This is a genomic window from Vagococcus sp., from assembly GCF_052102835.1.
GTDB lineage: Bacteria > Bacillota > Bacilli > Lactobacillales > Vagococcaceae > Vagococcus.
In genome coordinates, this window is the sequence record NZ_JBQEIL010000005.1 from 1 (window position 1) to 24,561 (window position 24,561).

Consider the following 24,561-nt stretch of genomic DNA (forward strand, 5'->3'; position numbering starts at 1 on the left):
TTTATTAAGTATAGACACCTTATCTTTTTTGTTCAACTAAGTGTAACCTATTCAACAATTTATGTTTAACTTGAATGAGATTTTTACTAAAGATGTATTAAAAGGAGATTATCGTTTTGTTGATGAAGAAAGTAGTCAACAGTACGCCAAGGATTTATTCTATGTTGAAGATGAATTGTTTGAGAAATATTTAGATCAGATAATTGAAAAATTATAAAATTGAATATAAGTAAGAATCGATCTGTTGCTTGTCCCTAGGGGGATAATAGGCTCTAAACAGGTCGATCTTTTTTATTTTTAAAGATATAGTTGGTTTACTCACACCAAATTTTAAAAATTAATAACAGTAGTATTGACACCTATTTTCATATTTGATTACTCTATGAAATGTAAATATACGAAGGGGTTTCAAAAGGACAGATAAGGCGGTTTAAGTTTTTTATATATAGTATAATTGACACCTTTTATAATTTTAGCGAATTAAATTTGTTGAATATCAATCGACGATAGTATAGAATACTTGGTGTACAAAGATAACATACCTTTATGAGTATTGGTATTTTAATAAGAAAGAGTTAGGAGATGGGGATGGATAAGAATCAAGTTAAAAAAAATATTGAGATTCAAGTTGATAGTAATGTATTTGAACAAGCAGAGTACATAGCAAGTAAACTTGGATTGAACATAGAAGAGGTTATAGCATCAATGATTACCAGAGTTGTTGCACTTAAAGAGATACCGTTTGCTCTTTCTTTAACGGAAGAGGAAAAAGAAGAGATTAGAAGCAGATTTAGTTAACAACAGTAATAAAAAACATGTTATTTAAGGGGAAGAATTATGAATACAGAAAGTCTAGATAAATTTAACTATACAAATGGATTCTATGGGTTTAATAAATTTGAAAATAGACCTGAGAGAACGTCTCGTTTAAGAAGAGAATTGGTTGAGTTAACAAAAGATAGTAATAAGGCGATAGTTTTAGATAAACTTATATCTAAATCTGAAAATATAGAGAACTCAGTTGAATTTGTACAAGAAGAGATTAATAGATTTCAACAAAATGGAAATAAAAAAGCAGATTCGATTCTACATTTTAATCTTATTGGTGAAGAGAGGTACGGTTGGATGCACATATCCAGTGTAGATTTAGTTGAAGAAACACTTTTGTCAATTTCAAAATCTACGATGAATCGAATGCTAAAAGATTTGTTAGATAAGAATTGGATCGATAAGAGACTGAATCCAAGATATCCTGGTGACAATACACCTCAGTATAGAGTTAACTTATTACAGCTTCAATTTGATTTACGTTCAATGAACAATAGTTTAAGTGCATATCCATTTGTAATAGATCTTGTGAATCTAACTAAAGATTAAAACAGTCATTTTGTACATTAGATGTTAGATAGGATTAAAAATCAACCAGTTGTCATAGCAACTTAAAAACTTAATGAAGTGAGGTGTAGGGAGAAATTCTTTATACCTTCTTTTTTTGTATGTAAAAGTTGATAAGTTACTTACAGGTATGGTAAATACTCGCATATTAGTATGATTGTATATAGGTTTATATACTTATTGTTGATATAATATTGATAGATAACATTTATTTGGAGGTATTTATGGAATACGTAATTGGATTGTAGTCATAGTATTACTTATTGGTATATGGTTGTACTACATAGAGCAGCATGAGAAGAGTAATAAAAAAGAACATGTGAGTTCTTTAGTGCAACTATCGCGAATGAATCTGCTAGCTATTTGAATCAACACAAAATACCCGCAAATGGGCTGTTTGAAGTAATAATACCTAATGGAGTGGAGCTTGCTAAATCAGGTGATTTAGATGGAGCTGTGAGAGGTTTTTATAAAAATGAAAATGGAAGAATTGCAGGACAAGCTAATCTTGTACCAGTAGACTTAGGAACTAAGTTAGGTAGTGTTATGGGAACTGTATCATCTGTAATGAATGTAGCTTCTATTATGGTAGGACAGTACTATATGTCAGAAATAAATTCTAGGCTGCAAACTATTGAAAATGAAATTAAAAGCATAAGTGAGTTTCAAAAAAATGAATTTGAAAGTAATGTTATTACAAAAATTGTTGATGTTATGGAGTTGTCAAAATTTAGCGATGAGATTATGAGAAGTGAAGAAGTCAGACAACATAAACTTATACGAATTGAAAATTTAAAAGGTGAGATAGCTCAGTTGATTGAACAACTGTTACTTCAAATTGATCAAGAATTAGTTTCTTTGAATAAGAAAAAAATCATAGAGTATGAAAAAAAAGTAGAGATCTGGATAAGAAAATAAAATTCTTGATTAGTTTGATGATGTCTCTTCAAGAACTTGGAAATATTGAGTTGATCTTAGGAAAAGGTGAGAGATCAATAGCAATGGCTTTTAACGGATATAATATTGAAGAAAAAAAGTACTCTATTTATTTGAAAGTATTAAGTCATGGCACAGTGATCATGGAGTTGTTTATGAAATTGAATTAGAAAATAATCGCAGACCAAAAAAAGTGTCCGAAAAACAGTAGGGGTTGTTCAAGCTATTCGTGATGAGAGAAAAAAATATGATTACTTAGAAGCTAATTTTTCTCAAATATTAAATAGCCATATAGACTTATTATTGGAAGAGCCAGTTCAAATAACCAAGCCTGAGAAAGTTAGAATCATTTATAACAGTGAAAATGATAAGAGTTATGTATCGTTAGATTAGTACTTTATAAAATCATTATTTTATCAACAATTGATTTACTAGCCATCATGTGGAAAAATAAATATCAAATTTGTTTTTATGCTTCTAGCATAAGTTTAATGTGAAAAAAATAATTATATGATAAAGGAGGAATTACAAGTGGATGAATTAGTAAAAAAACTTGCAGGATTTGGAATGCCTGCAATCATTTTGTTAGTTGCAATGAATGCTACAGGATTAGCAGGTGCGGCTGCATTAACCTCAGCTTTAGCAGCTTTGGGCCCATTTGGAATGATTGGAGGAATGGGTTTACTGCTATTGATAGGCCTTTCAGCAGATAAGATTACAGAAGTTGGATATGAAAAAATTACAAAATTGGTTGTAGAAGAACAATTAAAAACATTTTCAAAAGAAGAAATGATTAGTAAAATAAAAAAATACCCAATCTCTAAGGGAATGAAGTTAAAAGTTATTGATTTTGTAAATCATGTATAAAGTATATTAAATAAGAGCATTTAACAACTGTGTTAAGTGCTCTTTCTTAATGTATAGAGGAAAGAATACAGAATTACAAAATAGTCTTGAGTATGTATTTTAACAATTAAGAAGGAGTTTTTTTGAATGATTTTAAAAGAAAATTATGATTGTACTAGACCTAGGCGATCAGGAATTACAGGAAGTATAGCTAATGGTGATTCAACACGATTTGAGTATGCAGTAAGTGAAAAGGATATGTTTCAAAAATTTAATGACTCCTTTGAGAGGCAGGTAGATATGCTTCTATATTTGATAGATCAAGTGAATGACTTTTTAAAACAACTTAACGTTGAAACTTATTCAATTCAAGAAATTATAAAAGTAAATGGGGTACATTTTGATTTATCTGATAAAAAAAATATGAAAAATTTCTATGATAGTTTAAAAAATAAATATGATTTGAATGATGAGAGGCACTTGGTTTGGTTAAAGTTTACTAAAAGTGGATGCTTAGGTGTTGTTGCAGCAGGAGCAGATATAAATTTTAATTCTGAAAATACTTCTGGAAAAATCATTAACTATGTTCATGAAGAATGGGATGAGGAGTTAGTGTTAGTATTTCCCTTATCAAAAATAGGTTTTGGATTTAGAAGAGATATAGAATGTGGGGTAGGAAATTATTTATTAGATTTAAAAGTTCCTATATTAGATAAGTTCTCACATATGTATTGATATTTGTTATTTAATATATTTCCTACTTAGCCGTACAACCTGTATTGCTCTTGCTAATTTCTCTCAAGTCAGTATAATGAAATTAACATATAAATAGAGAGATTAAACGTTGATATAACAGTCTTTTCAGATATCGCAGTTGCAACTAACGCTGGTCAAATCAAAACTGGTTCTGCTAGCCGTACTGACCGTATTGCTAAATACAACCAATTATTACGTATTGAAGACCAATTAGGTGAAGTAGCTGAATATAAAGGCTTAGCTTCATTCTATAACTTAGCTAACAAATAATTACAAGTTTATATAAATGCTTATTCTAAGGGAATTAAAACTACTCGGACGTAACACTCTCTAGCTTGTGCTAGGGGGTGTTTTTTTGAGGTTGTACAATCGAAAGCAGTAGCTTTTTTGCTCAAAAAAAAGAAGGTATTAATCATAAATACCTTCTCCATCAGCAGCTACGCCGTCTTCAATTTGATCCTCGTCAAGAATGTGATCCCAATCCTCTATATTTCCGTCGTTTAAAGGGATAGTTGTATCTTCTCCCTCAGTGTAAGTTTCTTTAGTCCAAGATGTTTCTTGAGGAGATTGTTGCTTAACGACATCTCCTCTACCTTTTACAGTTCCGTCGTCTTTTGGCTCTGGTCTGTTTAGATCTTTTTCAATTTTGAATAAATATATAGCATTGCCGCCTTTTCGTATACTTCCATCCCTCGTTGAAAGCATTTCAAAACCCATCCCATTCTCTGGGTATACATACGAAATGGTCTCATCAAACTTAACGGTTACGTCTACAGACACAGTGCTATTTTCTTCGTCAAACCTTATATTTCTAAAGTTATCTCCTGTCTATTGGTATTAAACTCTACAAATTCGAAATTGATTTTATCAAAATTCGCCTGCTTTATTCTTTTAAAAACCACATCTGCATAACTTTCCTCCATAACACCTTCGAGTATTAAAAATTCCAAAGTTAAATTATCTCCATTTCTCAAAGTAGTTTCTTTTAGTTCAAAGTTCTCAGCCGCGCCATACCACTCTTTTTGAGTTTCTATAGAAATTATACTTTCTCCACTTTCTGTGAAAAGGCCTGTAGGAATAGATTCGTATTTATATTTCTCTTCCTTTAGCCGTTGTTGTTCTTGTTTAACTAAAAGCTCTGCTTTCTCATTTTCTTTTGCCCTCTCTTGTTCTTCCATTGTTGGAACTCTTCCAACAGTTAACATTATTATCGCATACAAGATAGCAACCATAATTCCCACCGCTTGTACCATACCCGAACTTTCTTTCATAATATTTCCCCTCGCTATGTATTTGTTAAATAAATAATACCGTACTATGGATAAAGAACCAATCGTTATTAATAGTTTAAATCACTTTTATGTATAATCGTACATTAAAAAAATAAGCAAGCACTCAGAAACAATCTCTGAGCACGTGCTTATTTTAAATTGTTGTAATAATTCTTCGCAAATTTAGCCAGCTCTAATTTGTTGTAATTTTTAGTGTTCCTTTTTTCGAATGTCTAAATCCGAATAGAGAACTTTTTTTAGACTTGCTAATGTCAATAGCGGTAGGTTCTTGAAATCCCGCTCGCTTCCAATTCCTTATTGGATAATGAAACTCTTTAACCTCTTTTGACTTCTTGTCGTATTTTGTAGTTCCTCTAAACACTTTGTATCCATCTGATAAAGATGTTATAACGACCACGGCGTTGTCATAAGGACAACCAGGACGTGATAAAAAACGTTTAGTCTGAAATACATCTAATAATTCGTCAATACCTTAGTTGTCGAATTTTTTTCCTCTTGACGTGATAAGACATTAGCGATTTTTGGTTCATTTTTATTCGTTACTTGAGCTCTGAGTCTCAGTGTTGTATAGCACGAAATGTAATTGAACTTATTCATGATTCGTCGTATGTTTCTCCTAGAAACAATGAATCTTTAATCGTTTAAATCATCTTTAATCCGTCTTGCTCCGTAGGAGTTGCGATTATTCGTAAATGACTCAATGACTACTTTTTCTAATACAGCCTCTGATTCTTTTCTTTTGACTTCATAATAATAAGCTCCACGAGAAATTTCTAATTTTCGGCACATCACTGATACATTGTACTTTTCTTTATTTTTTCTAACAACTTCTACTTTCATCCAAGTATCGGCGCTGCTTGCTTTAAAATATCATTCTCCATCATCAACTCTTTATTTAGTTTTCGTCATTCACGCAATTCTTTTTCTTCCAGCGTCAAATCATCTTTTTCTTTGAATGAACCTGACTGATTATATTGTTTGACCGATTTATCAAAAGTTGATGGTGTTAAATCATATTCTCTTAAAATATCTTTTCTAGGTTTTATTGATTGGTAAAGATCTACCATTTGTTGTTTAAATTCTTTTGTAAAAGTTTTTCTTGGTCTACGTTCTGATATGACATTTCCTTCAGTGTATTTTCTTATTTTTATCACACCTTATTTTTTCTGTCTAGTCAAATGTAGCCTATTCATACAAAAAACTCTTACACACATCGATAATTCAATTGGAGGGCATTAGATAATTGGACGTTTTATTTCTAAAATTGGAGACGAGGATAAAATTAAAATCAAAAAAGCGAGTGACTTTGTTTTAGGGTTTTGATATAAAGGGGATTAATTGACACTTATTCAAATTGATATTGCAAACATCAATCATTGTAAAGTATAATTAAAAAAATCATAGAGGCTTGTCAGAATTAAAAAGAATTTTTAGTTACTATACAATTAATTTGGAGGAATTTAAAATGAGGTACACAAGACTTTTCTTTTCAACGATTTTCGACACATTAGCCATTATCATTAGTATGTGGCTATTCTTTGCTATTATTATGATTGGAATATTTTATTTGTACTACAAAACGGGTTTTCTGATGAACCCATGGCTTCCGATAGGTCTGTTTTTTATATACGTTCTATTCAAGGAGGATGGTGTTATAGAAACTATAAACGAGGAAAAAAGATTAGAAAAAAGAAGAAAAGAAATGAATGAATAAAGAAATAACAAACGATGCTTGATATCTTTACTAGTTTTATGCTAGATTTATTGGTTCTTCGTCAAATCGTGTAGATGAGTTCCTAAATTGAATAAAATGAAAGTTAAAGCAGAGTGTAAAAACTCTGTTTTTTGTTATTTAATGATAAAAGCTAATCCTTGCTGTAAAAATATACGGCGTTTAAAGTTTAAGAAGTTACGATAGTAATGATTTTTAAAATCAAGGGAGAGAGAATCTTTTAATAAAAGCCGCCAGTATTTTTTTGCTTCTTCAGAAACACTGTATCTAAAGGTATTCATGACAGTGACTCTGAGTTGATTTAAGTTTCGATTAATATGTTGAATGGTATGGAATCGATCAATTATAATTTGAGCATTTGGAAAAACGGTTTTTAGTAACGCACCATAGTTGGCATTCATATCCATTACAATGAACTTTACTTGTAAACGAGCTTTTCTAGAATATTTAAAAAAGTTGGGTAACGATTAAAAGAAGGAAGTTGACTATTCGTAGTATACGTTCCATTTTTATGATGGACCCATTGTTGATTACACCACATTGTGGACAGAATTTTGGTGTATCTACTAGCTTTCCTTTAATAATTTGTCGTTCTCTTCCTTTTATTTTTTTAACCAATTTTCTTCAAAAACGAAGTTTTTATCTGTTAATCCTAATAAATTTCTAGTATTATTATCCATAGGGACATCCTCCTGTAAAATGGTTTTCATCGACTTTATTTTACCAAATAGGATGTCTCTTTTGTTATCCAAATAAAAAAATCGTATGAATAGATTTTTTCTATCCACACGATTTATTGTACAAACCTAAAAATAGGACTGATAAGAATTTTTAATTCTCTTCAGTCCTATTTATCATTGAGCGATGATATCAAATAATTAACTAATTAAAGGGGTTATAAAAGCTTCAATAAAGGCTGCCATAACCAATGCTGGTAAAGCTAAACAGCAATACATGAAAAAAAGTTGTTTAAGACTTTCAATAAATGTCAAATTGCTTGAACTTTTTTTGAATAATTTACTACGGATACTTTTATTTACATAATATACGCCACATGTAACAATCAAAAAACCGAAAACTTCTATGAACATATGGGGGATGATACCTAACACTATATTTACTAAAGATAACTTCCCTTCTAATTCAGGCATAAACGGGATGTAGAAAACAATTCCAGTAACTACTGCTGTTAAAAGTACCGGTAAGAAATAGAGTAATGGAATAGGGATAAGTGAAAGCAAGAATATTTGAAAAGGGACTTTAAAACCATTGTTAACAATATATTGTATTAATTTTTCAGTCCTATTTGATACAATCCCTAATTTATTATTGCTATCTGCTAAATTTAGAAAATCATTAACATTCGGTTTTAAAAAATAAGCAAGTAAAAAACTAGTCACGCTAATCCCAATAAATAAAAGTGTAAATTTTTTAAATAATTTCCAATCGATAGTCATTATATCCCTCCAATTTATTGATATATTTTATCATAGAAAAAGTAAAATTTGTGATTTGATTGGTTAATTTCAACAATTTTCACAAATAATTTAATATTTTTGCATAGGTTATACTTAATAAAAGATATAGGAAGTATTAGTACGTAGCTGAATATTTTTTTCAATACTGACATTTTCGTTTATATCTCTAAGATATTATTTTTTAGATACTTCATCATTCGGTGTTCTGTATTCTGGTAAAAATAACTAGTTATAATTTTAAAAAAGTATTTGAAAAGGAATTGATTAAAAGAGATAGTTAAGTTTAGTAAGTTATCGTGTATAATTAAATGTAGACTAGAACAAGATATTATATGGATTATCCATGGAAAGGATATTAGAGGTTGAAGAAAACAAAAATAAAAAAATATAAAAAAATTAGAAAAAAGTCAAATAGAGGGAAAAAAATTGTTTATTCAATTTTTATATTGCTTACTTGTTTGAGTTTGTATTTTTTCTTTAGCGCGTATCAGTATATTAGTAACATACCAGAGGCGAATAATATCACTCAGGAAGAAATATACGCTTTAACTAGAATTGACGAATCCAATATTAAACTAGTGCGTGCTTTGAAGAATGAGGCGTTTGATTCGTGGCTCTATGAAGCGAATGATACGAAAGTTAAGCAGTTACAAAATGCGAAAGATAATGTGTTAGATATTACCGAAGGAAAAGTTAAAATTTCAGATATTGATCATATGATAGCAGACTTAAAAGAAAGTGTTACTATTATCAATGAGGCTGATATTGAGGAATTATATGGTTTATATTATAAGAAAATGTTAGCCAAACAGCATAAAAAAGCGGATATTGCTTTTCAGGAATTAAGACTGGAACAGCCAGAGGAACATTATAAAGAAATCTTAACACTGCTTGATTTATTGAATAAAATATATACTCAAAAAGGGATGCATTCTGTTACGAGTGAACCAATATTTAAGAAATCAGTTAACTTATTGGAAGAAATAAATAATAATTTTATGGAAGTGAATCAGATTAAATCCATGTTTGTTAATTATGATAATCTCACAGAACCCATCCCTAGACCAGAAACGCGATTAGGATTGGAACTGGATGACTATGTGTACAAAGTTAACGATTATTTACAATCAAAGATAATGGTCACAGAATTTGAAGAAAAATACGAAGAACTTAAGTTCAATCTTTCTGAGAATAAAGAACAGATTGATAAATCGGTCGATGTACCTGATTTAGTGGGGATGACTGTTGAGCAAGCGAGAAACGAATTAACGAAACTTAAACTAAATATAAGTATCCAAGGTTACACTAATAAAAGGTATAGAAATGGTGATAGCGTTCCCGAAAGTCAGAGAAAAACAGAGGAATGGGATGATGATAAAGAAGGTAAAGTGATTCGTCAAGACCCCTCTCATTTAGAATATGATTACATTATTCAAGATTCTACGATTCAGATTACGGTGGAAAATAAACCGATAGAAAAAGAAGAAGAGTCATCGGATTCGAGTAGCAGCTCAATCTCGACTTCGTCAACGGATAGTTCTGATAGTACTAAGGAAACCTCAAGTACTACTGAAAAAAGAGTGACTAATTAGAGCGGAAAAGGAGTCTCCTGATGTTAAATAAGAAAAAAATGAAGAAACGTTTGAAAACTAAGAAACGGCGTCATAGGATACTGATGATTTTGAGTCTGATGGCTTTGACGATTATTTTATTGGTATCAATTGGTATGTTTATCATTAGCAAACAATACAGTCCTTATAGCTCTCTTCTTGAAATACAAAATATTGATCAAAAAATAACACAATCCTTTATTATTTTGGATAGAAATGATGAACCTTTAGATAAAAACACAGTAGTTGTTAAATTTGATCCTATTAAATATGAAAAAAATTGGAATGTTGATTCGTTGTATTTAGAGACACTTTTAGCTGTGGAGGACAGTTCCTTTTATACGAGAAAAACAAATGGTTATTCAATTAAAGGAACGATGGGAGCGGTCATATCTCAAGTTAAAAGGAAACTAGGGAAAGATGTTGTTTCCAGAGGAGGGTCTACCATAGAACAACAGCTAGTCAAGATTATGGTATTTGGTCACAACAATAAGAACTCAGTATCTGACAAAATTGTTCAATTAATAGATGCTAGGAAGTTGGCATTGAAATATGATCGCGAAGATATTTTAAAAGCTTACTTAAATGAATTGCGTTTAACTCCAAACACGGTAGGGGTTAAAGCTGCATCTATTGAATTGTTTGGTAATGATTTATCTAAAATTGATTCAAATGACCCGATGCAAGTTGCTCAAATCGCCTTTATGGCAGGTCTTGGTCAATCACCGTCGATTTATATCCAAGATTTTGATAAAGCTGGAAAAAACCGGACACAGATTGTTCTGTCGATTATGAAAGAGAATGAACTGATTAGTGAGGAAATCTACGATCAAGCTTCTACTGTTGTAAATGATGATAAAGGCGAGTTTTCACTAAAAAGTTATAATCAAAAAGGGACACCAAAAGAATACCAAGCCTATGTTTCAAAAGTGAAAGATGAATTAAGCCAATTAAATCTACCTAAAAATGTGACGATTGAAGTCAAGACCTATGCCGACAGCCAGCAACTAAAAGAATTGCATAAAATAGCTGTCGGGACCTATCCTCAAGATAATAGACTCCCTAATGGCTATATCGAACATAAGGAGAGTTTGACGGCGATATCTGTGGTTGATACACAAACTGGACATATTATTGGCTTAGCGACTAACTCGAATAATCCTTTAATTCCCTACACATCAACTAGGTCATCAGGCTCGACCATCAAACCGTTATTGGATTATGCTCCAGCTGTTGAATATGCTGGACTTACACCAAGTTCAATACAAAATGGGACCTCTTTCTCTGTCGGAAATTGGAAGGTAAAAAATTATGGTAATCAAAACTTTGGGAATGTTAGTGCCTCATTTGCACTGGGCTTGTCTTTAAATACAGCTGCTGTAGAAGCTTTTCAAATGACGAACGATCAACAAAAAAATAGCATGATGGAGCCAATGGGATTAAATTCTTATAATCCAAATGGAGCGAGATACAATCCAGAACAGGCGATTAATTATCCGACGAATGTTTTAGCTCTATCTTCAGCATTTAGTGTCTTTGGCAATGATGGTGTCCGAGTAGAACCAACAACAATTAAAAGTGTTCAGACGGATTCGGTACAAATAAAATTATCCGACCCAGAGGCTAGACGGACGATGAGTTCATCAACGGCTCAAACGATAGTTAGTATGTTGAAAGGGGTGACAGCGAGTAATGGTTCTGAACCTTATGCAGGACCTAGGTATACAGGTTTCAATCAAAATACCTATGTCATGAAATCAGGATCAAGTAACTTTGAAAGTTCCGTTCCAAATAGTCAAACTAAATCCCCCGACTCACTTCTCGCTATGGCGTCTTCTGAGTTATCGATTGCCACATGGATAGGTAGTCCTTCTTATGTTGATGCGACGTATGCACCAACGACATTTCCTCATGAGACAGCTAATCAGGGGAGAGTTTATTTAATGAATAGTGCTTTTAAAGTTATGATGCAAGGTAGAAAAGCTAGAACGTTTAAGTTTGGCAAAGAACAATTGCTCAGTGATCAATCAAAGGACCCAATTCCTAAGATTGAGGTGATCTCAGATATCGATATGGACGATGTATCGATTGATAAAGCAGAAATCGATGAAGCAGAAGTCGAGACCTATGATTCAATGGAAAAAGAATATAATAAAACACTTGAACGACTTGAGCGAACCTATCAAGAATAAAAAAAGAAAATAAATGAATGGTTGAGTAGAAAAACAGAAGCAAGTAGGACTAGGAATAATTGAGGAAGGTATTAAATATAACGGTAGGGAACTACTTAAATTGAAATGAATTTATAAAAAGGAATGATCGTTTTGTTAAAAGATGAGTGGTTTACAGTGACACAACTGAATGAAGATACCTTTGCGATTAGTGAATACGGCCATTGGGAAGAAGTTCACTCTTTCTTATTGTTAGGCTCAAAAAAAGCTGTTTTGATAGATACTGGCTTAGGAATTAAGGACATTTCAATAGTGACAAAACAGCTGACTAATTTACCGATTTTAGTGTTAACAACGCATGTTCATACGGATCATATTGGCTCACACGGTTCGTTTTCTGAGATAGCAGTTCATCCTCAAGATGCAGACTGGCTTGAAAATGGGATTAAAGGTCCTTCTTTAGCTCAAGTTAGAAAAGATTTATGCCGTGATTTGACACAACCTTTACCTAAAGAGTTTGATGTTGAAAAATTTGTACCGTATCAAGGAAAGCCAACTCTTCTTTTAAAAGATGGGATGGTTCTTTCGTTGGGGAATAGAGAGCTGGAAATCATTCATACACCAGGACATTCTCCAGGGCATATTTCCATCTTAGATAGGAAACATCGTTTTCTATTTACGGGTGATTTGTTGTATTGTGAGGCACCAATTTACGCGTTCTATCCATCAACGTCACCTCAAGACTTGCTAAACTCAATTTTAAAATTAGCTAAGTTAGAAAATATAAATCGAGTCTTTGGCTCGCATCATTTACTTGGGATGGAACCTGAGATACTTGAAAAAGCCAAAGTAGCAGCACTGATGTTGAGGAAGAAAGAGGATGATCAATTTGGTACAGGGTTACACGAATTTGGTGACTTATCTTTTCTCTTTTAAGATTGATTTTTTATCCTTTATTTTTTAGTTAAAAGACGAGTGGTATACATCTTTTGATGACTGTCGAATTAATAAAGTTAAGCATAGAAAAGCTTTTTTTAACAATATTCATTCAATAAACTGAAATTAACGATAGAAATAAGAGCGTAAAATTACGTTGTCGTGCTTTAAGTAATTTTACCCTCCTATTTATTAAAAGAATTTACATTCTTTCTTTAATTCCTTTTTTGATTAAAAGCCAATTCATTGGATAAGCGGTACAGAAACCAACTAACATGGCAATCTGCATCATGAACCAAAAAACAGGGGTGGTTGGTTCAATTCGACCACCAAACCAATGGGGAAAGAGCCAAAGTTGGCAAAAGGCAACAGTAGCGTACATTCCAACTTGCCAAGCCGTTAGTGAAAAGGTATCGGCTTTGATAGCTGCGATGATTCCTTCTTTACGACCGAGGTGTTTCATAGGTACAATTGCAAAATATTGAAAACTAACGCCAATGATATAGGCTAAGACAAAGGCCCAAACAAACCCGGCTTTTGATAGGCAAGAACCCAAATAAACGACCCAAAAAGAGTAGTTATCGGCCAAACGTAATTCATGACTTTCATACTCTGAGGGTGTTTTTTGATGTCATTTGCGACGTAGATAAATGAAAACAGGGCAAGGATTAAGCTTAAAATTGACAATATGCTAATCCATTCTGGAATGTTTAATGAGGGGTGCATTTTATCATCTCCTTTCTTTTTAATATACTTTAAACGAAATAAACGTTACACTAAGTAAAATAGAATCTCTTTTTAGTCATGAACTTTACAGATTTTCGCACGATTCGCTTTTTTTTGCAAATAATAACCTGTATATTAATTAGAGAGGTAAAAATTCAAAAAAGTTGATATAGGTAAGAGGAAAAAGGAGTGATTAAGGTGTCTAGAAAGAAGTTTATCTTCTTTTGTTTGGTTGTGATTGGTTTAGTATGTGTGAGTTTTTTTATTGAGCAGATGACTAAACTAGGAAAAAGTGAAGTAAAACATGAAATTATTCAAAAAGAAAAAAAGAAGCCAAAAACACAAAAAGTAAATAAGAAAACAGTTTTTGAAGAACAACAAGTAGTCGTAGAATCGGTGTATCCTTATTTAAATTTGGAAGAAAAAGCAGCATCGGAAAATCTTTTATAAAAGGGAGCGGTAGTTTCAGTTCGACCCGTTGAAGGGAGCGACGAGTGGGTTGAAATCGTGAGTGACCCAGCGAAAGGTTATATTCAAAAAAATAAATTAGAGCCTCGAAAAAAATATAAAGAAGCACGTGAACGTCACCGAGTAAAAAAATTAACGAAAAAAGAGTTTAAGCAAAAATTAGATAAAGAGTTACAACAATTTGTAAAGGAAAAAGGTGGCGAAATTAATCTCTTTGTTGAAACGGTTGATGAAAAGTTCACCTATAGTTTTTACGGAGATGAAATAAAACGAACAGCCAGCAGTATCAAGTTACCATTCATTGCTTATCTGATGGAATTAGTTGACGAAGATGAAGTTCAACTAGATACAAAATTAACTTATACAAGTCAATTTAAAATTGATGGAACTGGGATTATTCAGTTTGAACCTTTTGGAAAAGAATATACGATTAAAGAGTTAGCAGAGTTAACGATTCGCTATAGTGATAATGTCGCTTATCTCATGTTGTTAAATTATCTTGGTGAACAAAATTTTATTGATTATTTAGGTAGATTGGATGAGAAATCACCAAACAATCGGGCCTTCTCAAGTGCACGGATTTTAACGCAGTCAATGAAAATGGTTAATGAACTTAAAAAAGATAATCCAAATATGAAATTATTAGATCAATGGTTACAAGAAAGTATCTTTGATGATGGAGTAGCGATTGGAATACCCAGTGTTGATGTCAATCACAAAACAGGTTGGATGCCAATGTATACTGTAAGTACGGATGTGGCTCTAGTAAAAGACAAAAAAAATCCGTACTATTTGACGATTATGACGACAGGATATGATGTTTCTTACAGTGAGCAAGTTGTTGGTGATATTGCTGAAATTATTGATCGTAATATGTTAGAATTAGCTCTATAAATGTGAAAATTAAGAGAGTAGGAAATTAGATGGCTTTGATTGTACTGATTGGGGCTCAAGCGGTTGGAAAAATGACAGTGGGGCGAGAACTTGAAAAGAGAATCGATGGCAAGTTACTTTTTAACCACCAAACGATTGATTTGTTTGCAAATTTTTTAGGCTATACGGAAGATACCTTTGCTTTATCTGATGCGACTCGGATTGCTTTGTTTCAATCCTTTGTTAAAAATAAAAAACAAAATATGACGGATTCGATTATTTTTACCTTGTTGATTGCATTTGATCTTCAAGACAATCTTGATTATTTAGCTGAAATTGCAGCAATTTTTACAGAAGTAGATGAAGCGGTTTATTTTGTTGAATTAGTAGCTGATTTAGAAGAACGCTTAAAACGAAATTGCCATGAAACTCGACTTTTAGCGAAACCATCAAAACGTAATCTCTATTTTTCTGAGAAGGAGTTAGTCACAACGCATCAGAAACATCGTTTGGTTAGTTTAGAAGATGAAATGTTGACTTTATTTCCAGAAATCCCTTACCTAAAAATTGATAATACATTGTTAGCGCCGGAAGCTGTGAGCGAACAAATTGTAAAACAATTTGGTTTAAAATAAAACATAATCAAGTGGGGAAATTTTGAATGAACCTCAAATAATAAGAAGCACTTTCTACTGAATTTGATTAAAATCAATTCAGTAGAAAGTGCTTCTTTGGTAGATGAAATTTTTCATCGATATCAAAAGTGCTCCAATTATTTTTTATTGACCAATGACTTCGTTTTTTCCGGCTTTTAATCCTGTAAAAAGGAGCGCGATCGAAATAAGAAGTAATAAAACTAATGAAAATTGCCAATTTCCTGTTTGATCGTGCATTACACCAAAAAGGAAAGGACCAACGGCTGCTAGGATGTAACCCATTGATTGAGCCATCCCTGAAAGTTCAGCTGCTTCTTGAGCATTTCGTGTTCGTAAGTTGAAAAACATCATAGCGAGGCTAAAAGCTGCACCGCCACCGATACCAATACTCATACATGCTAGGATGACAATCAGAGAAGATTGACTACTCATGAGTCCTAACATACCTAGTGCAAAGAAAAGAGCTGTTCCCGCAACGAAAAGCCGCTGATTTTTAGCTTTCTGAGCAATAATCGGGACAATAAAAGTCGTTGGTAAAATGGTGAATTGCAGCAAGGACAACATTCCACCAGCTTGAATTCGTGAAAGTCCTTGCCCAACGAGCATCTCAGGTAACCAAGCGACAATGACATAAAAGATAAAGGATTGTAAACCCATAAAAGCAGTTACGCTCCAAGCAAGCGGCGAATGCCAAAGGGAAACTTTAACAATTTGTGTTTCATTTTCAGTAGGTTTGTCGTGACGCTTAAGCTGGGGTGACCAGCTGATAAGAGCAATAATTGCTAAAATAACCCAAATTCCTAGAGCTTTATTCCATGTAAGTCCAAAGTTTTCAACCATAGGAATGCTTAAACCAGAGGAGATGGCTCCAGTTAAGTTCATGCTTACAGAAAATAAACCAGTAACTAGGCCGCTTTTTTCTGAAAATTCTTTTTTAATAAGACTCGGAATGAGTACATTACAAATCGCAATGGCACACCCGACAATAATGGTTCCTGAAAATAATCCAGGGACAGTTGGGATTGTTCTTAAAAGTAACCCAATGATCAGTACTAATAAGGCTGTAAAAATAGTCCGTTCTGTTTGAAAACGATTAGCTAACTTGGGTGCCATTGGTGAAACAATAGCGAATGAAATCAAAGGAATCGTGGTAATTAAGCCAGATTGTCCTCCAGATAAGTTGAGATTTTCACTAATGATTCCGACTAAGGGGCCCACGGAGGTAATCGGTGCTCTTAAATTCATTGAAACAAAAATAATTCCTAACAAAAGAGCGATGTTCCATTTTTTGCTCATTCTTTTCTCTCCAATCAAAACATATATTAAAATAGGTGCTTACATATTATATTATATGTTTTGGTATTTAACAACAATGCTAATCAAAATTTCTTCTGAAGTTTCGTTAATATATTCATGTGGGAGACCTGAATTAAAATTAATGCTATCGTATTCATCGAGGTCATAACTATTATCTGCTACTTTTAAAATTAACTTTCCTTTCATTACAGTGATGATTTCAGTCGAATGTTTAAATTGAGTGGTCATCAAATAACTTGACTGCGCGCACAGTCGAACGCGGAATACATCAATATTATCTTCTTGAAAAACGGGTTGTACCAACCATCCTGACTCTAACTCACTAATAAAGGGTCGATCAGTGAGTCTAGAAATCGTCGCTTTAGGGCTTGTATAACCTAATAATTTAGATAAATTAATATTAAGTGTATCTGCAAGTTTCCATAAAATACTAACGGTTGGATTGGATTTACCGTTTTCAATATTACTAATGGTAATGCTGCTTACTTCTGATTGATTAGCGAGTTGTTCGATAGTTAAATTCTTTTTTTTTCGAGCGGCTCGTAAGGATTGCCCAAGTGCCATAACGATTTGTTTGTCATTATCTAGTGTCATAGTTAAAGTCTCCTTTATAAGAATAAAAGTCTCTTTATTATAATATAGGTACAGTGTAATTAATAGTCTGAAGTCACTCAAAGAAAAAGCGTTCCAATTTAAATCAAAACTACGGTATAATGAGTGAAATTACTTTGAAAGAAAAAGGAGAGAAGACCTTGAAAAATGAATTGCGTTCCGTTGACTTTTTGACAACATTAGCTGAAAATCCTAAAAATAAACGTCGAAGTCGTAATAAAATCGTGGTTGATAACGACAGCTTTGAATTGGTTTTCGATACGGTTGAGGAAGCATTTAAGATTGCTAAAAAAGATGATTTTTATTTTTCAATCATTCCTTACGATACCTCACGAAAGTACATTCAACTAGCGGTTTTTCTTTATTTAAAAGACCCTCAACAACTCGATGACTATTTAGAACGTCACCAAGCTAATCTATTAAGTTACCTTTTGGTTAGTCTTTATCAGGTAACAGGTGAAAACTTTGATGCTGAAAGCCTTGAGGTTGAGTATGAGATGGCTAAGTTGAAAACCAACCTTTATTTTAAAATCCAAGTCGTTGGCCGCTTGATGCAACATGATGAAACAGGACCGCTATCAGCAACACTTGCATATAAATTTTTATATGATTTGAATGAGAAAACGGGAATACATGGTTATATCGATGAGTTTATCAAATTTATTCAAAACGATTTAGCAGTACTTCCTTTGCAAATTGAAAGTCATTCTATTTATTTATTGGAGGATGCTTCACAAGAGCGAGTTCAGACGAGTAATCTCTCTTTGACTTCAGGAGTTTCTTTAACCAAGTTAAGAAAATCAGACTTAACGATGGGACAACATGATGAACTAAGTCAAATACGTAAGAATTACCGCGCGCAAAGTACTCCTCCTCAACAGCTTAAAAAATATTTTGTTAAAGCGAATACGAAACAGACGAGTGCTAAAATTAATGTGGTCTCTGATTTACATGCAACACGGGGTAAAATAGAATTAAAAAGCCCTCATTTTAATATTATAGCTGGAGATTTGTCAAACTCATATGCCACAGATGAGAGCTTAAATGGCATTGCAGTGATAGGCAATCATGATATTTTGGAATGTGCTTTAGAGGTTGAAAGTTGTCTATCGCCTGATTTTATTAAAGCCCTCACAGGTGGTGATGAGATTGATTATTCCGTTCTTCGAATTGAGGATGCTACTCTATATACGAGTTGTCAGCAACGTTTGACGGAACGTTATCCATCGCTTATTTTTTTGAACAATCAGAGCTACTATAAAGATGGAATTCGTTATATCGGCCTAAGCCTTCCTGTTTCTTTTGTCAAGCAGAAAAAAAGGGTACAAGCCTACTTAACGAATATCTTAAGTCAACTTTTCGAAACAGATCAAACAACACCGACCATTATTATTTCACATGCTCCTCTTTTTAGTGAATTGAGTTTACTATCACGTCGGCATAAAAAGTATCACCGTGATTTTATTTGCGTGAATGACGGTTTGAAAAATTTATTTAGAGAGTCTCCCATTATTGGAGTGATTCATGGTCACCATCATATCCCAGCTTCTTCTGGTGTTGTGAAAAGGACCTCGTTTGCGGGGAAAGAATTATTTGTCATTTGTTCGATCTATTCGGAGTTAAATCAAGGATTTGATTTACAACGTTACCTTAAAGAAGGTCACTATTTAGAAGGAGAACGAAGCGATTGATAGTGGAAACGTATTTATATTGAAGAATTTTTTTTTTAGTGTAAACTAAGATTAATGGCATTTTTGCTAAATCTTGTATTTTTTACAAAGGATCTAAAGGAGTTATTATGGAAAATAAACAAATAAATTCAAAAGATTGGCTTTTACGCTTTATTAAGGGCATGTTTATCGGCTCTGGTTTTATTTTACCTGGTGTCAGTGGGGGAGCGTTAGCTGCTATCTTTGGTATTTATGAACGAATTATTTCGTTTTTAGCACATATCACTAAAAATTTTAAAGAGAATGTTCTTTTCTTTATTCCTGTTGGCCTAGGTGGGTTAACTGGTGTCTTCCTACTATCATTTGGTGTCAGTTTCTTGTTAGGAAATTATGAAACGATCATTCTTTGGTTCTTTATTGGTTGTATTGTAGGAACAGTCCCTTCATTATGGAAAGAAGCCGGTAAAAAAGGACGTTCAAATGCTGACATTATGATGATGGTTGTGACGTTTATCTTGGGCTTTGCTTTTCTTTTTTATGGAAGTTCAATCTTTCAAGGAAATATTACGCAAAATTTCTGGACGTGGATGATTGCAGGAGCTTTGATTGGTTTAGGAATGATTGTCCCAGGCTTGAGCCCTTCTAATTTCTTAGTTTACATGGGCATGTATAAAGCGATGTCTGATGGTATTAAAAACGTGGATTTTAGCGTCTTAATTCCTTTAGCGATTGGTGGTCTTGCTTGTGTTTTAACTTTGTCTAAAGTGATGGACTATATTTTTAGTATCGCTTATGCAAAACTCTTTCATTTTATTTTAGGAATTGTCTTTGCCTCAACGATTATGATTATTCCAACAAGTTATACCGGTTTTACACTTTTAAATTATGTTGCTTGTGCTGTAATGATTATTTTAGGAGCATTATTAGGCAAGTGGATGAGTTCTTTAGAAGAAAAGTATAAATAATAAAAAAGAGGCTAACCTTTTGGGTCAGCCTCTTTTTGTCTGTTAAGTTAAAATAGGCGATGTTTTGATTTTAAGCTCGATTGACTTAAAATTCAATTTAAAATAATTCTAATCAAAATGTACAATAGCTTGGGTTTTAGATACCTAGATGATAATTACTATTAACAAAGGTGGCGAATAGCCATTTCAATCTAAAATAAAGCTTGTTAACGCTTTAAAAAAAGAGTAGAATATACTTATAAAACAAAACAAAAAGTTTAGTTTATAATAAGTTTAATTAAAGATTTTAGAGGTTTATTTTTTTGGAGCGACATGTGAATTTAATCACAATTAAACTTATATAGTGGGAGAAACCCAAATAAAAAAAAGTGAGGAAACTTGATATGACTAATAAGTATTTAGAAGAAATGGAAGCGTCTTATTCTATGTTGACTATCATGGAAGAAGCTGAGAGATGTTTACTTTGTTTAGATGCCCCTTGTTCAAAGGCGTGTCCAGCAGAAACGGATCCAGGATCATTCATTCGAAGCGTACGTTTTAGAAACTTTAAAGGTGCAGCAGAAACTATTCGAGAAAACAATGCGTTAGGAGCAATTTGTGCGGTGGTTTGTCCCACTGAAAAATACTGTGAAATGGAGTGTGCTCGAACTCAAATTGATCGCCCGATTAATATTGGTGGTATTCAAAAATTCGTGACTGATTTTGAGAGACAGACTGAAATGGAAATCCTTAAAAAAGGTGAATCAAACGGAAAAAGTATTGCGATTGTAGGAAGTGGACCTTCAGGATTACAAGCGGCAGCTTCACTCTTACAGTTAGGGTATGAGGTCACCATTTATGAAAAAAGTCAGCAGGCAGGTGGTTATTTACGCTATGGTATCCCTGAATATCGTTTGCCAAATGCCATTGTTAATCATGAAATCATGCAAATTGTTAACCTAGGAGCTGATATTATTTATAATACAACCATCGGTCAAGATATATCGATGGCGGAATTAAAAGAAAAATATGACGCGGTGATTCTTGCAATCGGTGCGAGCCAAGGAAAAATGCTCGAAATTTTTGAAGGCAATCCTAATGTAGAAACAGCGGTTTCCTTTTTAGCTAGAGCTCGTGCCAATCAAGGTAAGATTGAATTACCAAAAGATGCTCTTATTATTGGTGGTGGAGATGTAGCGATGGACGTGGTAACGTCGCTTAAATTATTAGGTGTGAAATATGTAACGGATGTTGTTTATGAGGAGTTTTGCGAATTTAAAGCATCTAAAAAAGAATTAGCGGGTGCTCAAAAAAATGAAGTAACGATTATTGATGGTTACTATCCGATTGCAGTTGAAGGCAAGACCGTAACTTTTAAACATCGTCATTTAAATAATGAATTAAAAATTGAAGCTGAAAAAATTATTTTAGCGGTTGGACAAGAAGTAGCTGCTGAAAACTTAAACATTGAAACTAAAAATAACCAAGTGTTAACAAGTGGTTATAAAACGGCCGATGAAAAAGTTTTTGTAACAGGTGATATTGTTCATGGTGATATGACTGTGGTTTGGGCAGTTAAAAAAGGAAAAGAAGTGGCAGCTGCAATTCATGATTATTTGGGAGGTAACAACTAATGATTAAAAAAGATTTATCAATAGAATTTTTAGGTGTAAAATTTGAAAACCCATTTTTATTATCTTCTTCACCAGTAGGTAATTGTTACGAGATGTGTGCAAAAGCTTACGATGAAGGTTGGGCTGGTGTTGTTTTTAAAACAATTGGACCTGAACATTTTGTCGTGGATGAAGTGTCCCCACGTTTTGATATTTTGACTAAAGAAAATACTCCATTTGTTGGCTTTAAAAATATGGAACAAATTGCTGAACATTCATTAGAAGAAAATTTAGCAGACTTACGCCGTTTGAAAGAAAATTATCCCACTAAAATTGTGATTGCTTCGATTATGGGAACCAATGAAGAGGATTGGGAAGAACTAGCTCATTTGGTTGAAGAAGCAGGAGCTGATATGATTGAGATGAATTTATCTTGTCCGCAAATGACTTCGCATGATATGGGATCTGATGTTGGAACAAATCCAGAGCTTTGTCGCAAATATTGTGCAGCTGTAAAACGTGGTTCTCAATTACCAATGCTGGCAAAAATGACACCTAATGTGACGGATATGGTTACAGTGGCGAAAGCTTCAATGGAAGGCGGAGCAGATGGAATTGCGACCATTAATACGATTAAATCAATTGCAAATATTGATTTAGATCGTAAAGTAGGTTTGCCTGCAATTAATGGCAAATCAGCGATTTCAGGTTATTCAGGTAAGGCTGTTAAACCAATTGCTTTACGGTTCATGCAACAATTACGTTCGGCTGAAGGGTTTGAAGAATTACCTATTTCTGGTATTGGTGGAATTGAAACTTGGGAAGATGCAGTTGAATTTATCTTACTTGGGGCATCGACAATTCAAGTGACAACAGGTATCATGCAGTATGGTTACCGAATTGTTGAAGATATGAAAAATGGCTTGATGCACTACATGGAGGAGCAAGGGGTGGATCGTTTAGCAGATCTAGTCGGCCTAGCGAATCAAAACTTTCTTCCAACTGAAGATTTAGACCGTAGTTTTAAAGTCTATCCAGTGATTGATTTAGATAAATGTATTTCATGTGGCCGTTGCTATATTTCATGTTTTGATGGTGCTCACCAAGCGATTGTCTGGGATGATGAAAACCGAATTCCACATTGTAATTTAGAAAAATGTGTCGGTTGCCATCTCTGTACGTTAGTTTGTCCAGTTGGTGCAATCAGCAAAGGCATCGTTGAAATGAAACCAGGTCGTGAGGGTAATCCAGCAGATAAAGTGATTATTTAAATTTAAATTGATAATAAATGTACCACTTATCTTAAAAGATGAGGGTACATTTTTTTATGTATCTTTTCAATCCATATTGTAGAATAGAATTAAAGGTAATGAAGTAGGAAAGGAAAATATCAATGAAAACATTTGTATTAGCTCCGGATTCATTTAAAGAGAGTTTAACAGCAAAAGAAGTTTGTATTGCAATGGAAAAGGGTTTAAAAAAAAGATTTCCTCATGAAAAATACCTACATGTTCCGATGGCAGATGGCGGTGAAGGGACGATGCAGGCTTTAGTAGATGCAACAAATGGAGAAATTAAAAAGGCAATCGTACAAGATCCTTTAGGGCGTGAGATTATTTCTTATTATGGGATTCTAGGCGATGGTAAAACAGGCGTTATTGAGATGTCCTTAGCCAGTGGTTTAGAATTATTAAGGCCAAGTGAGCGTGCCCCTTTAAAAACAACAACGTATGGTACGGGACAGTTAATTACTGCTTGTTTAGATGAAGGTCTTTCTAAAATCATTATTGGAATAGGTGGGAGTGCAACAAATGATGGTGGGGCTGGAATGGCACAAGCTGTAGGTGTTAAATTTTTAGATAAAGAGGCTCAGGAAGTTCCTCGTGGTGGAGGTCATTTAAACAAAATTGAAACGATTGATTTATCAGGATTAGACTTTCGGGTAGAAACCACTCTTTTTATTGTTGCAAGCGATGTTTCAAACCCTCTATGTGGCAGTCAGGGAGCATCTGTTATTTTTGGACCACAGAAAGGAGCGACATCTGAGATGGTTAAACAATTGGATCAAAACTTGGGCTATTATGCAACCCTTATTGAAGAACAGATAGGAGTGCAAGTTAAAGATATTCCTGGGGCAGGAGCTGCAGGAGGTTTAGGTGCTGGTTTATTAGCATTTACTGAAGCCACTTTAGAATCAGGTATTGATTTAATGATCCAAGCAACTCAACTGGAAGACAAAATAAGAGAAGCCGATTATGTTTTTACAGGTGAAGGAAGGATCGATCAACAAACTAAATTTGGTAAAGCGGCTCAAGGAATCGCTCAATTAGCCAAAAAAAATGATAAAAAAGTAATCGCTTTGGCTGGAACTGTAGGAAAAGAGATTGATGAGTTATATGATCAAGGATTTACTTCTATTTTTAGTATTCTACCAGGTGTGATGACATTAGAGAATGCCTTGAATAGTACGGCAGAAAATATAGAAAATACGTGTCGTAATCTAGCTTATTTACTTTGAAAAACAATTTTT

The 24,561-nt window shown here is 33.3% G+C and carries 25 protein-coding genes and 2 pseudogenes; 18 read left to right on the top strand and 9 right to left on the bottom strand.

The genetic code is table 11. The annotated features are described in order from the left end of the window. Positions 1 to 588: 588 nt before the first annotated feature. From ACTJFD_RS05910 to eno, 6 genes and pseudogenes are all read left to right on the top strand, one after another. Positions 589 to 798, top strand: a complete 210-nt coding sequence (locus tag ACTJFD_RS05910) for a hypothetical protein (protein ID WP_442260330.1) — start codon at positions 589 to 591, stop codon at positions 796 to 798. A gap of 39 nt (positions 799 to 837) precedes the next feature. Then, positions 838 to 1,377, top strand: a complete 540-nt coding sequence (locus ACTJFD_RS05915) for a hypothetical protein (protein ID WP_442260331.1) — start codon at positions 838 to 840, stop codon at positions 1,375 to 1,377. A gap of 381 nt (positions 1,378 to 1,758) precedes the next feature. Then, entirely contained in the window at positions 1,759 to 2,313 is a 555-nt protein-coding gene (locus ACTJFD_RS05920; protein ID WP_442260333.1) for a hypothetical protein, read from the top strand. A gap of 549 nt (positions 2,314 to 2,862) precedes the next feature. Beyond that, on the top strand, positions 2,863 to 3,198 hold the full coding sequence (locus tag ACTJFD_RS05925) for a hypothetical protein (protein ID WP_442260335.1): 336 nt from the start codon (positions 2,863 to 2,865) through the stop codon (positions 3,196 to 3,198). Positions 3,199 to 3,324: 126 nt separating this feature from the next. Further along, on the top strand, positions 3,325 to 3,912 hold the full coding sequence (locus ACTJFD_RS05930) for a hypothetical protein (protein WP_442260336.1): 588 nt from the start codon (positions 3,325 to 3,327) through the stop codon (positions 3,910 to 3,912). A 117-nt stretch (positions 3,913 to 4,029) separates the two neighbouring features. Continuing rightward, positions 4,030 to 4,203: pseudogene (eno, locus tag ACTJFD_RS05935) on the top strand (phosphopyruvate hydratase); the annotation flags it as partial. A gap of 138 nt (positions 4,204 to 4,341) precedes the next feature. Here the strand turns inward: eno and ACTJFD_RS05940 are convergent. The 4 genes from ACTJFD_RS05940 to ACTJFD_RS05955 form a co-directional block, all read right to left on the bottom strand. Continuing rightward, complete coding sequence (locus ACTJFD_RS05940) at positions 4,342 to 4,650, bottom strand: hypothetical protein (RefSeq protein WP_442260338.1); 309 nt, start codon at positions 4,648 to 4,650, stop codon at positions 4,342 to 4,344. A gap of 86 nt (positions 4,651 to 4,736) precedes the next feature. Beyond that, on the bottom strand, positions 4,737 to 5,204 hold the full coding sequence (locus ACTJFD_RS05945; protein WP_442260340.1) for a hypothetical protein: 468 nt from the start codon (positions 5,202 to 5,204) through the stop codon (positions 4,737 to 4,739). Positions 5,205 to 5,858: 654 nt separating this feature from the next. Further along, complete coding sequence (locus tag ACTJFD_RS05950) at positions 5,859 to 6,065, bottom strand: hypothetical protein (protein WP_442260342.1); 207 nt, start codon at positions 6,063 to 6,065, stop codon at positions 5,859 to 5,861. Between the two features lie 65 nt (positions 6,066 to 6,130). After that, on the bottom strand, positions 6,131 to 6,379 hold the full coding sequence (locus tag ACTJFD_RS05955; RefSeq protein ID WP_442260344.1) for a transposase: 249 nt from the start codon (positions 6,377 to 6,379) through the stop codon (positions 6,131 to 6,133). 311 nt (positions 6,380 to 6,690) lie between these two features. Between ACTJFD_RS05955 and ACTJFD_RS05960 the strand changes: the two genes are divergently transcribed. After that, the gene (locus tag ACTJFD_RS05960) at positions 6,691 to 6,939 is read left to right on the top strand and encodes a hypothetical protein (RefSeq protein WP_442260346.1); all 249 of its coding nucleotides are present in this window, start codon (positions 6,691 to 6,693) and stop codon (positions 6,937 to 6,939) included. Between the two features lie 191 nt (positions 6,940 to 7,130). Here ACTJFD_RS05960 and ACTJFD_RS05965 read toward each other — a convergent pair. Both ACTJFD_RS05965 and ACTJFD_RS05970 read right to left on the bottom strand, forming a co-directional pair. Further along, positions 7,131 to 7,412 (bottom strand): annotated as a pseudogene (locus ACTJFD_RS05965) (transposase); the annotation flags it as partial. A gap of 423 nt (positions 7,413 to 7,835) precedes the next feature. Continuing rightward, positions 7,836 to 8,414: a stage II sporulation protein M gene (locus tag ACTJFD_RS05970; RefSeq protein ID WP_442260347.1), complete on the bottom strand. Its 579-nt coding sequence runs from the start codon at positions 8,412 to 8,414 to the stop codon at positions 7,836 to 7,838. 383 nt (positions 8,415 to 8,797) lie between these two features. Between ACTJFD_RS05970 and ACTJFD_RS05975 the strand changes: the two genes are divergently transcribed. From ACTJFD_RS05975 to ACTJFD_RS05985, 3 genes are all read left to right on the top strand, one after another. Further along, positions 8,798 to 10,027: a PASTA domain-containing protein gene (locus ACTJFD_RS05975; RefSeq protein WP_442260349.1), complete on the top strand. Its 1,230-nt coding sequence runs from the start codon at positions 8,798 to 8,800 to the stop codon at positions 10,025 to 10,027. A gap of 20 nt (positions 10,028 to 10,047) precedes the next feature. Beyond that, the gene (locus ACTJFD_RS05980) at positions 10,048 to 12,237 is read left to right on the top strand and encodes a transglycosylase domain-containing protein (RefSeq protein WP_442260350.1); all 2,190 of its coding nucleotides are present in this window, start codon (positions 10,048 to 10,050) and stop codon (positions 12,235 to 12,237) included. A gap of 132 nt (positions 12,238 to 12,369) precedes the next feature. After that, complete coding sequence (locus ACTJFD_RS05985; RefSeq protein ID WP_442260352.1) at positions 12,370 to 13,152, top strand: MBL fold metallo-hydrolase; 783 nt, start codon at positions 12,370 to 12,372, stop codon at positions 13,150 to 13,152. Positions 13,153 to 13,354: 202 nt separating this feature from the next. Here the strand turns inward: ACTJFD_RS05985 and ACTJFD_RS05990 are convergent, their stop codons facing one another. Next, positions 13,355 to 13,741, bottom strand: a complete 387-nt coding sequence (locus ACTJFD_RS05990) for a DUF4396 domain-containing protein (protein ID WP_442260354.1) — start codon at positions 13,739 to 13,741, stop codon at positions 13,355 to 13,357. A gap of 335 nt (positions 13,742 to 14,076) precedes the next feature. Between ACTJFD_RS05990 and ACTJFD_RS05995 the strand changes: the two genes are divergently transcribed. Genes ACTJFD_RS05995 through ACTJFD_RS06005 form a run of 3 tightly spaced genes read left to right on the top strand, consistent with a single transcriptional unit; the run spans position 14,077 to position 15,854 of the window. Next, positions 14,077 to 14,328: a hypothetical protein gene (locus tag ACTJFD_RS05995; RefSeq protein ID WP_442260356.1), complete on the top strand. Its 252-nt coding sequence runs from the start codon at positions 14,077 to 14,079 to the stop codon at positions 14,326 to 14,328. A 57-nt stretch (positions 14,329 to 14,385) separates the two neighbouring features. Then, positions 14,386 to 15,240, top strand: coding sequence for a serine hydrolase (locus ACTJFD_RS06000; RefSeq protein WP_442260358.1), 855 nt, complete (start codon positions 14,386 to 14,388; stop codon positions 15,238 to 15,240). Positions 15,241 to 15,269: 29 nt separating this feature from the next. Then, positions 15,270 to 15,854, top strand: a complete 585-nt coding sequence (locus ACTJFD_RS06005) for a hypothetical protein (protein ID WP_442260359.1) — start codon at positions 15,270 to 15,272, stop codon at positions 15,852 to 15,854. A 144-nt stretch (positions 15,855 to 15,998) separates the two neighbouring features. On the opposite strand, the gene ACTJFD_RS06010 is transcribed toward ACTJFD_RS06005, so the two are convergent. Then, positions 15,999 to 17,171 (bottom strand): CynX/NimT family MFS transporter, encoded by a 1,173-nt coding sequence (locus ACTJFD_RS06010; RefSeq protein WP_442260361.1) that lies wholly within the window; start codon positions 17,169 to 17,171, stop codon positions 15,999 to 16,001. A gap of 51 nt (positions 17,172 to 17,222) precedes the next feature. Further along, positions 17,223 to 17,786 carry a helix-turn-helix domain-containing protein gene (locus ACTJFD_RS06015; RefSeq protein WP_442260363.1) on the bottom strand — a complete coding sequence of 188 codons (564 nt, stop codon included), beginning with the start codon at positions 17,784 to 17,786 and terminating at the stop codon, positions 17,223 to 17,225. Positions 17,787 to 17,944: 158 nt separating this feature from the next. On the opposite strand from ACTJFD_RS06015, the gene ACTJFD_RS06020 reads away from it, so the two are divergent. The 5 genes from ACTJFD_RS06020 to ACTJFD_RS06040 all read left to right on the top strand — a co-directional run bounded on the left by ACTJFD_RS06020 (position 17,945) and on the right by ACTJFD_RS06040 (position 24,549). Continuing rightward, positions 17,945 to 19,495 (top strand): metallophosphoesterase, encoded by a 1,551-nt coding sequence (locus ACTJFD_RS06020; protein WP_442260364.1) that lies wholly within the window; start codon positions 17,945 to 17,947, stop codon positions 19,493 to 19,495. 107 nt (positions 19,496 to 19,602) lie between these two features. Continuing rightward, the gene (locus tag ACTJFD_RS06025; protein WP_442260366.1) at positions 19,603 to 20,439 is read left to right on the top strand and encodes a DUF368 domain-containing protein; all 837 of its coding nucleotides are present in this window, start codon (positions 19,603 to 19,605) and stop codon (positions 20,437 to 20,439) included. Positions 20,440 to 20,822: 383 nt separating this feature from the next. Then, positions 20,823 to 22,052, top strand: a complete 1,230-nt coding sequence (locus ACTJFD_RS06030) for an FAD-dependent oxidoreductase (RefSeq protein ID WP_442260367.1) — start codon at positions 20,823 to 20,825, stop codon at positions 22,050 to 22,052. Beyond that, entirely contained in the window at positions 22,052 to 23,302 is a 1,251-nt protein-coding gene (gene preA, locus ACTJFD_RS06035) for an NAD-dependent dihydropyrimidine dehydrogenase subunit PreA (RefSeq protein ID WP_442260368.1), read from the top strand. The genes ACTJFD_RS06030 and preA overlap by 1 nt, the downstream gene beginning before the upstream one ends. Positions 23,303 to 23,424: 122 nt before the next feature. After that, positions 23,425 to 24,549, top strand: coding sequence for a glycerate kinase family protein (locus tag ACTJFD_RS06040; protein WP_442260370.1), 1,125 nt, complete (start codon positions 23,425 to 23,427; stop codon positions 24,547 to 24,549). The last annotated feature ends 12 nt before the right edge of the window (positions 24,550 to 24,561 follow it).

Bases quoted from the DNA above. Each gene is read 5' to 3' on its own strand.
- ACTJFD_RS05910 (WP_442260330.1), top strand. From the start codon at position 589: ATGGATAAGAATCAAGTTAAAAAAAATATTGAGATTCAAGTTGATAGT.
- ACTJFD_RS05915 (WP_442260331.1), top strand. From the start codon at position 838: ATGAATACAGAAAGTCTAGATAAATTTAACTATACAAATGGATTCTAT.
- ACTJFD_RS05930 (WP_442260336.1), top strand. From the start codon at position 3,325: ATGATTTTAAAAGAAAATTATGATTGTACTAGACCTAGGCGATCAGGA.
- ACTJFD_RS05940 (WP_442260338.1), bottom strand. From the start codon at position 4,650: ATGGGTTTTGAAATGCTTTCAACGAGGGATGGAAGTATACGAAAAGGC.
- ACTJFD_RS05945 (WP_442260340.1), bottom strand. From the start codon at position 5,204: ATGAAAGAAAGTTCGGGTATGGTACAAGCGGTGGGAATTATGGTTGCT.
- ACTJFD_RS05950 (WP_442260342.1), bottom strand. From the start codon at position 6,065: ATGAAAGTAGAAGTTGTTAGAAAAAATAAAGAAAAGTACAATGTATCA.
- ACTJFD_RS05960 (WP_442260346.1), top strand. From the start codon at position 6,691: ATGAGGTACACAAGACTTTTCTTTTCAACGATTTTCGACACATTAGCC.
- ACTJFD_RS05970 (WP_442260347.1), bottom strand. From the start codon at position 8,414: ATGACTATCGATTGGAAATTATTTAAAAAATTTACACTTTTATTTATT.
- ACTJFD_RS05980 (WP_442260350.1), top strand. From the start codon at position 10,048: ATGTTAAATAAGAAAAAAATGAAGAAACGTTTGAAAACTAAGAAACGG.
- ACTJFD_RS06005 (WP_442260359.1), top strand. From the start codon at position 15,270: ATGGCTTTGATTGTACTGATTGGGGCTCAAGCGGTTGGAAAAATGACA.
- ACTJFD_RS06010 (WP_442260361.1), bottom strand. From the start codon at position 17,171: ATGAGCAAAAAATGGAACATCGCTCTTTTGTTAGGAATTATTTTTGTT.
- ACTJFD_RS06015 (WP_442260363.1), bottom strand. From the start codon at position 17,786: ATGACACTAGATAATGACAAACAAATCGTTATGGCACTTGGGCAATCC.
- ACTJFD_RS06025 (WP_442260366.1), top strand. From the start codon at position 19,603: ATGGAAAATAAACAAATAAATTCAAAAGATTGGCTTTTACGCTTTATT.
- ACTJFD_RS06030 (WP_442260367.1), top strand. From the start codon at position 20,823: ATGACTAATAAGTATTTAGAAGAAATGGAAGCGTCTTATTCTATGTTG.
- preA (WP_442260368.1), top strand. From the start codon at position 22,052: ATGATTAAAAAAGATTTATCAATAGAATTTTTAGGTGTAAAATTTGAA.
- ACTJFD_RS06040 (WP_442260370.1), top strand. From the start codon at position 23,425: ATGAAAACATTTGTATTAGCTCCGGATTCATTTAAAGAGAGTTTAACA.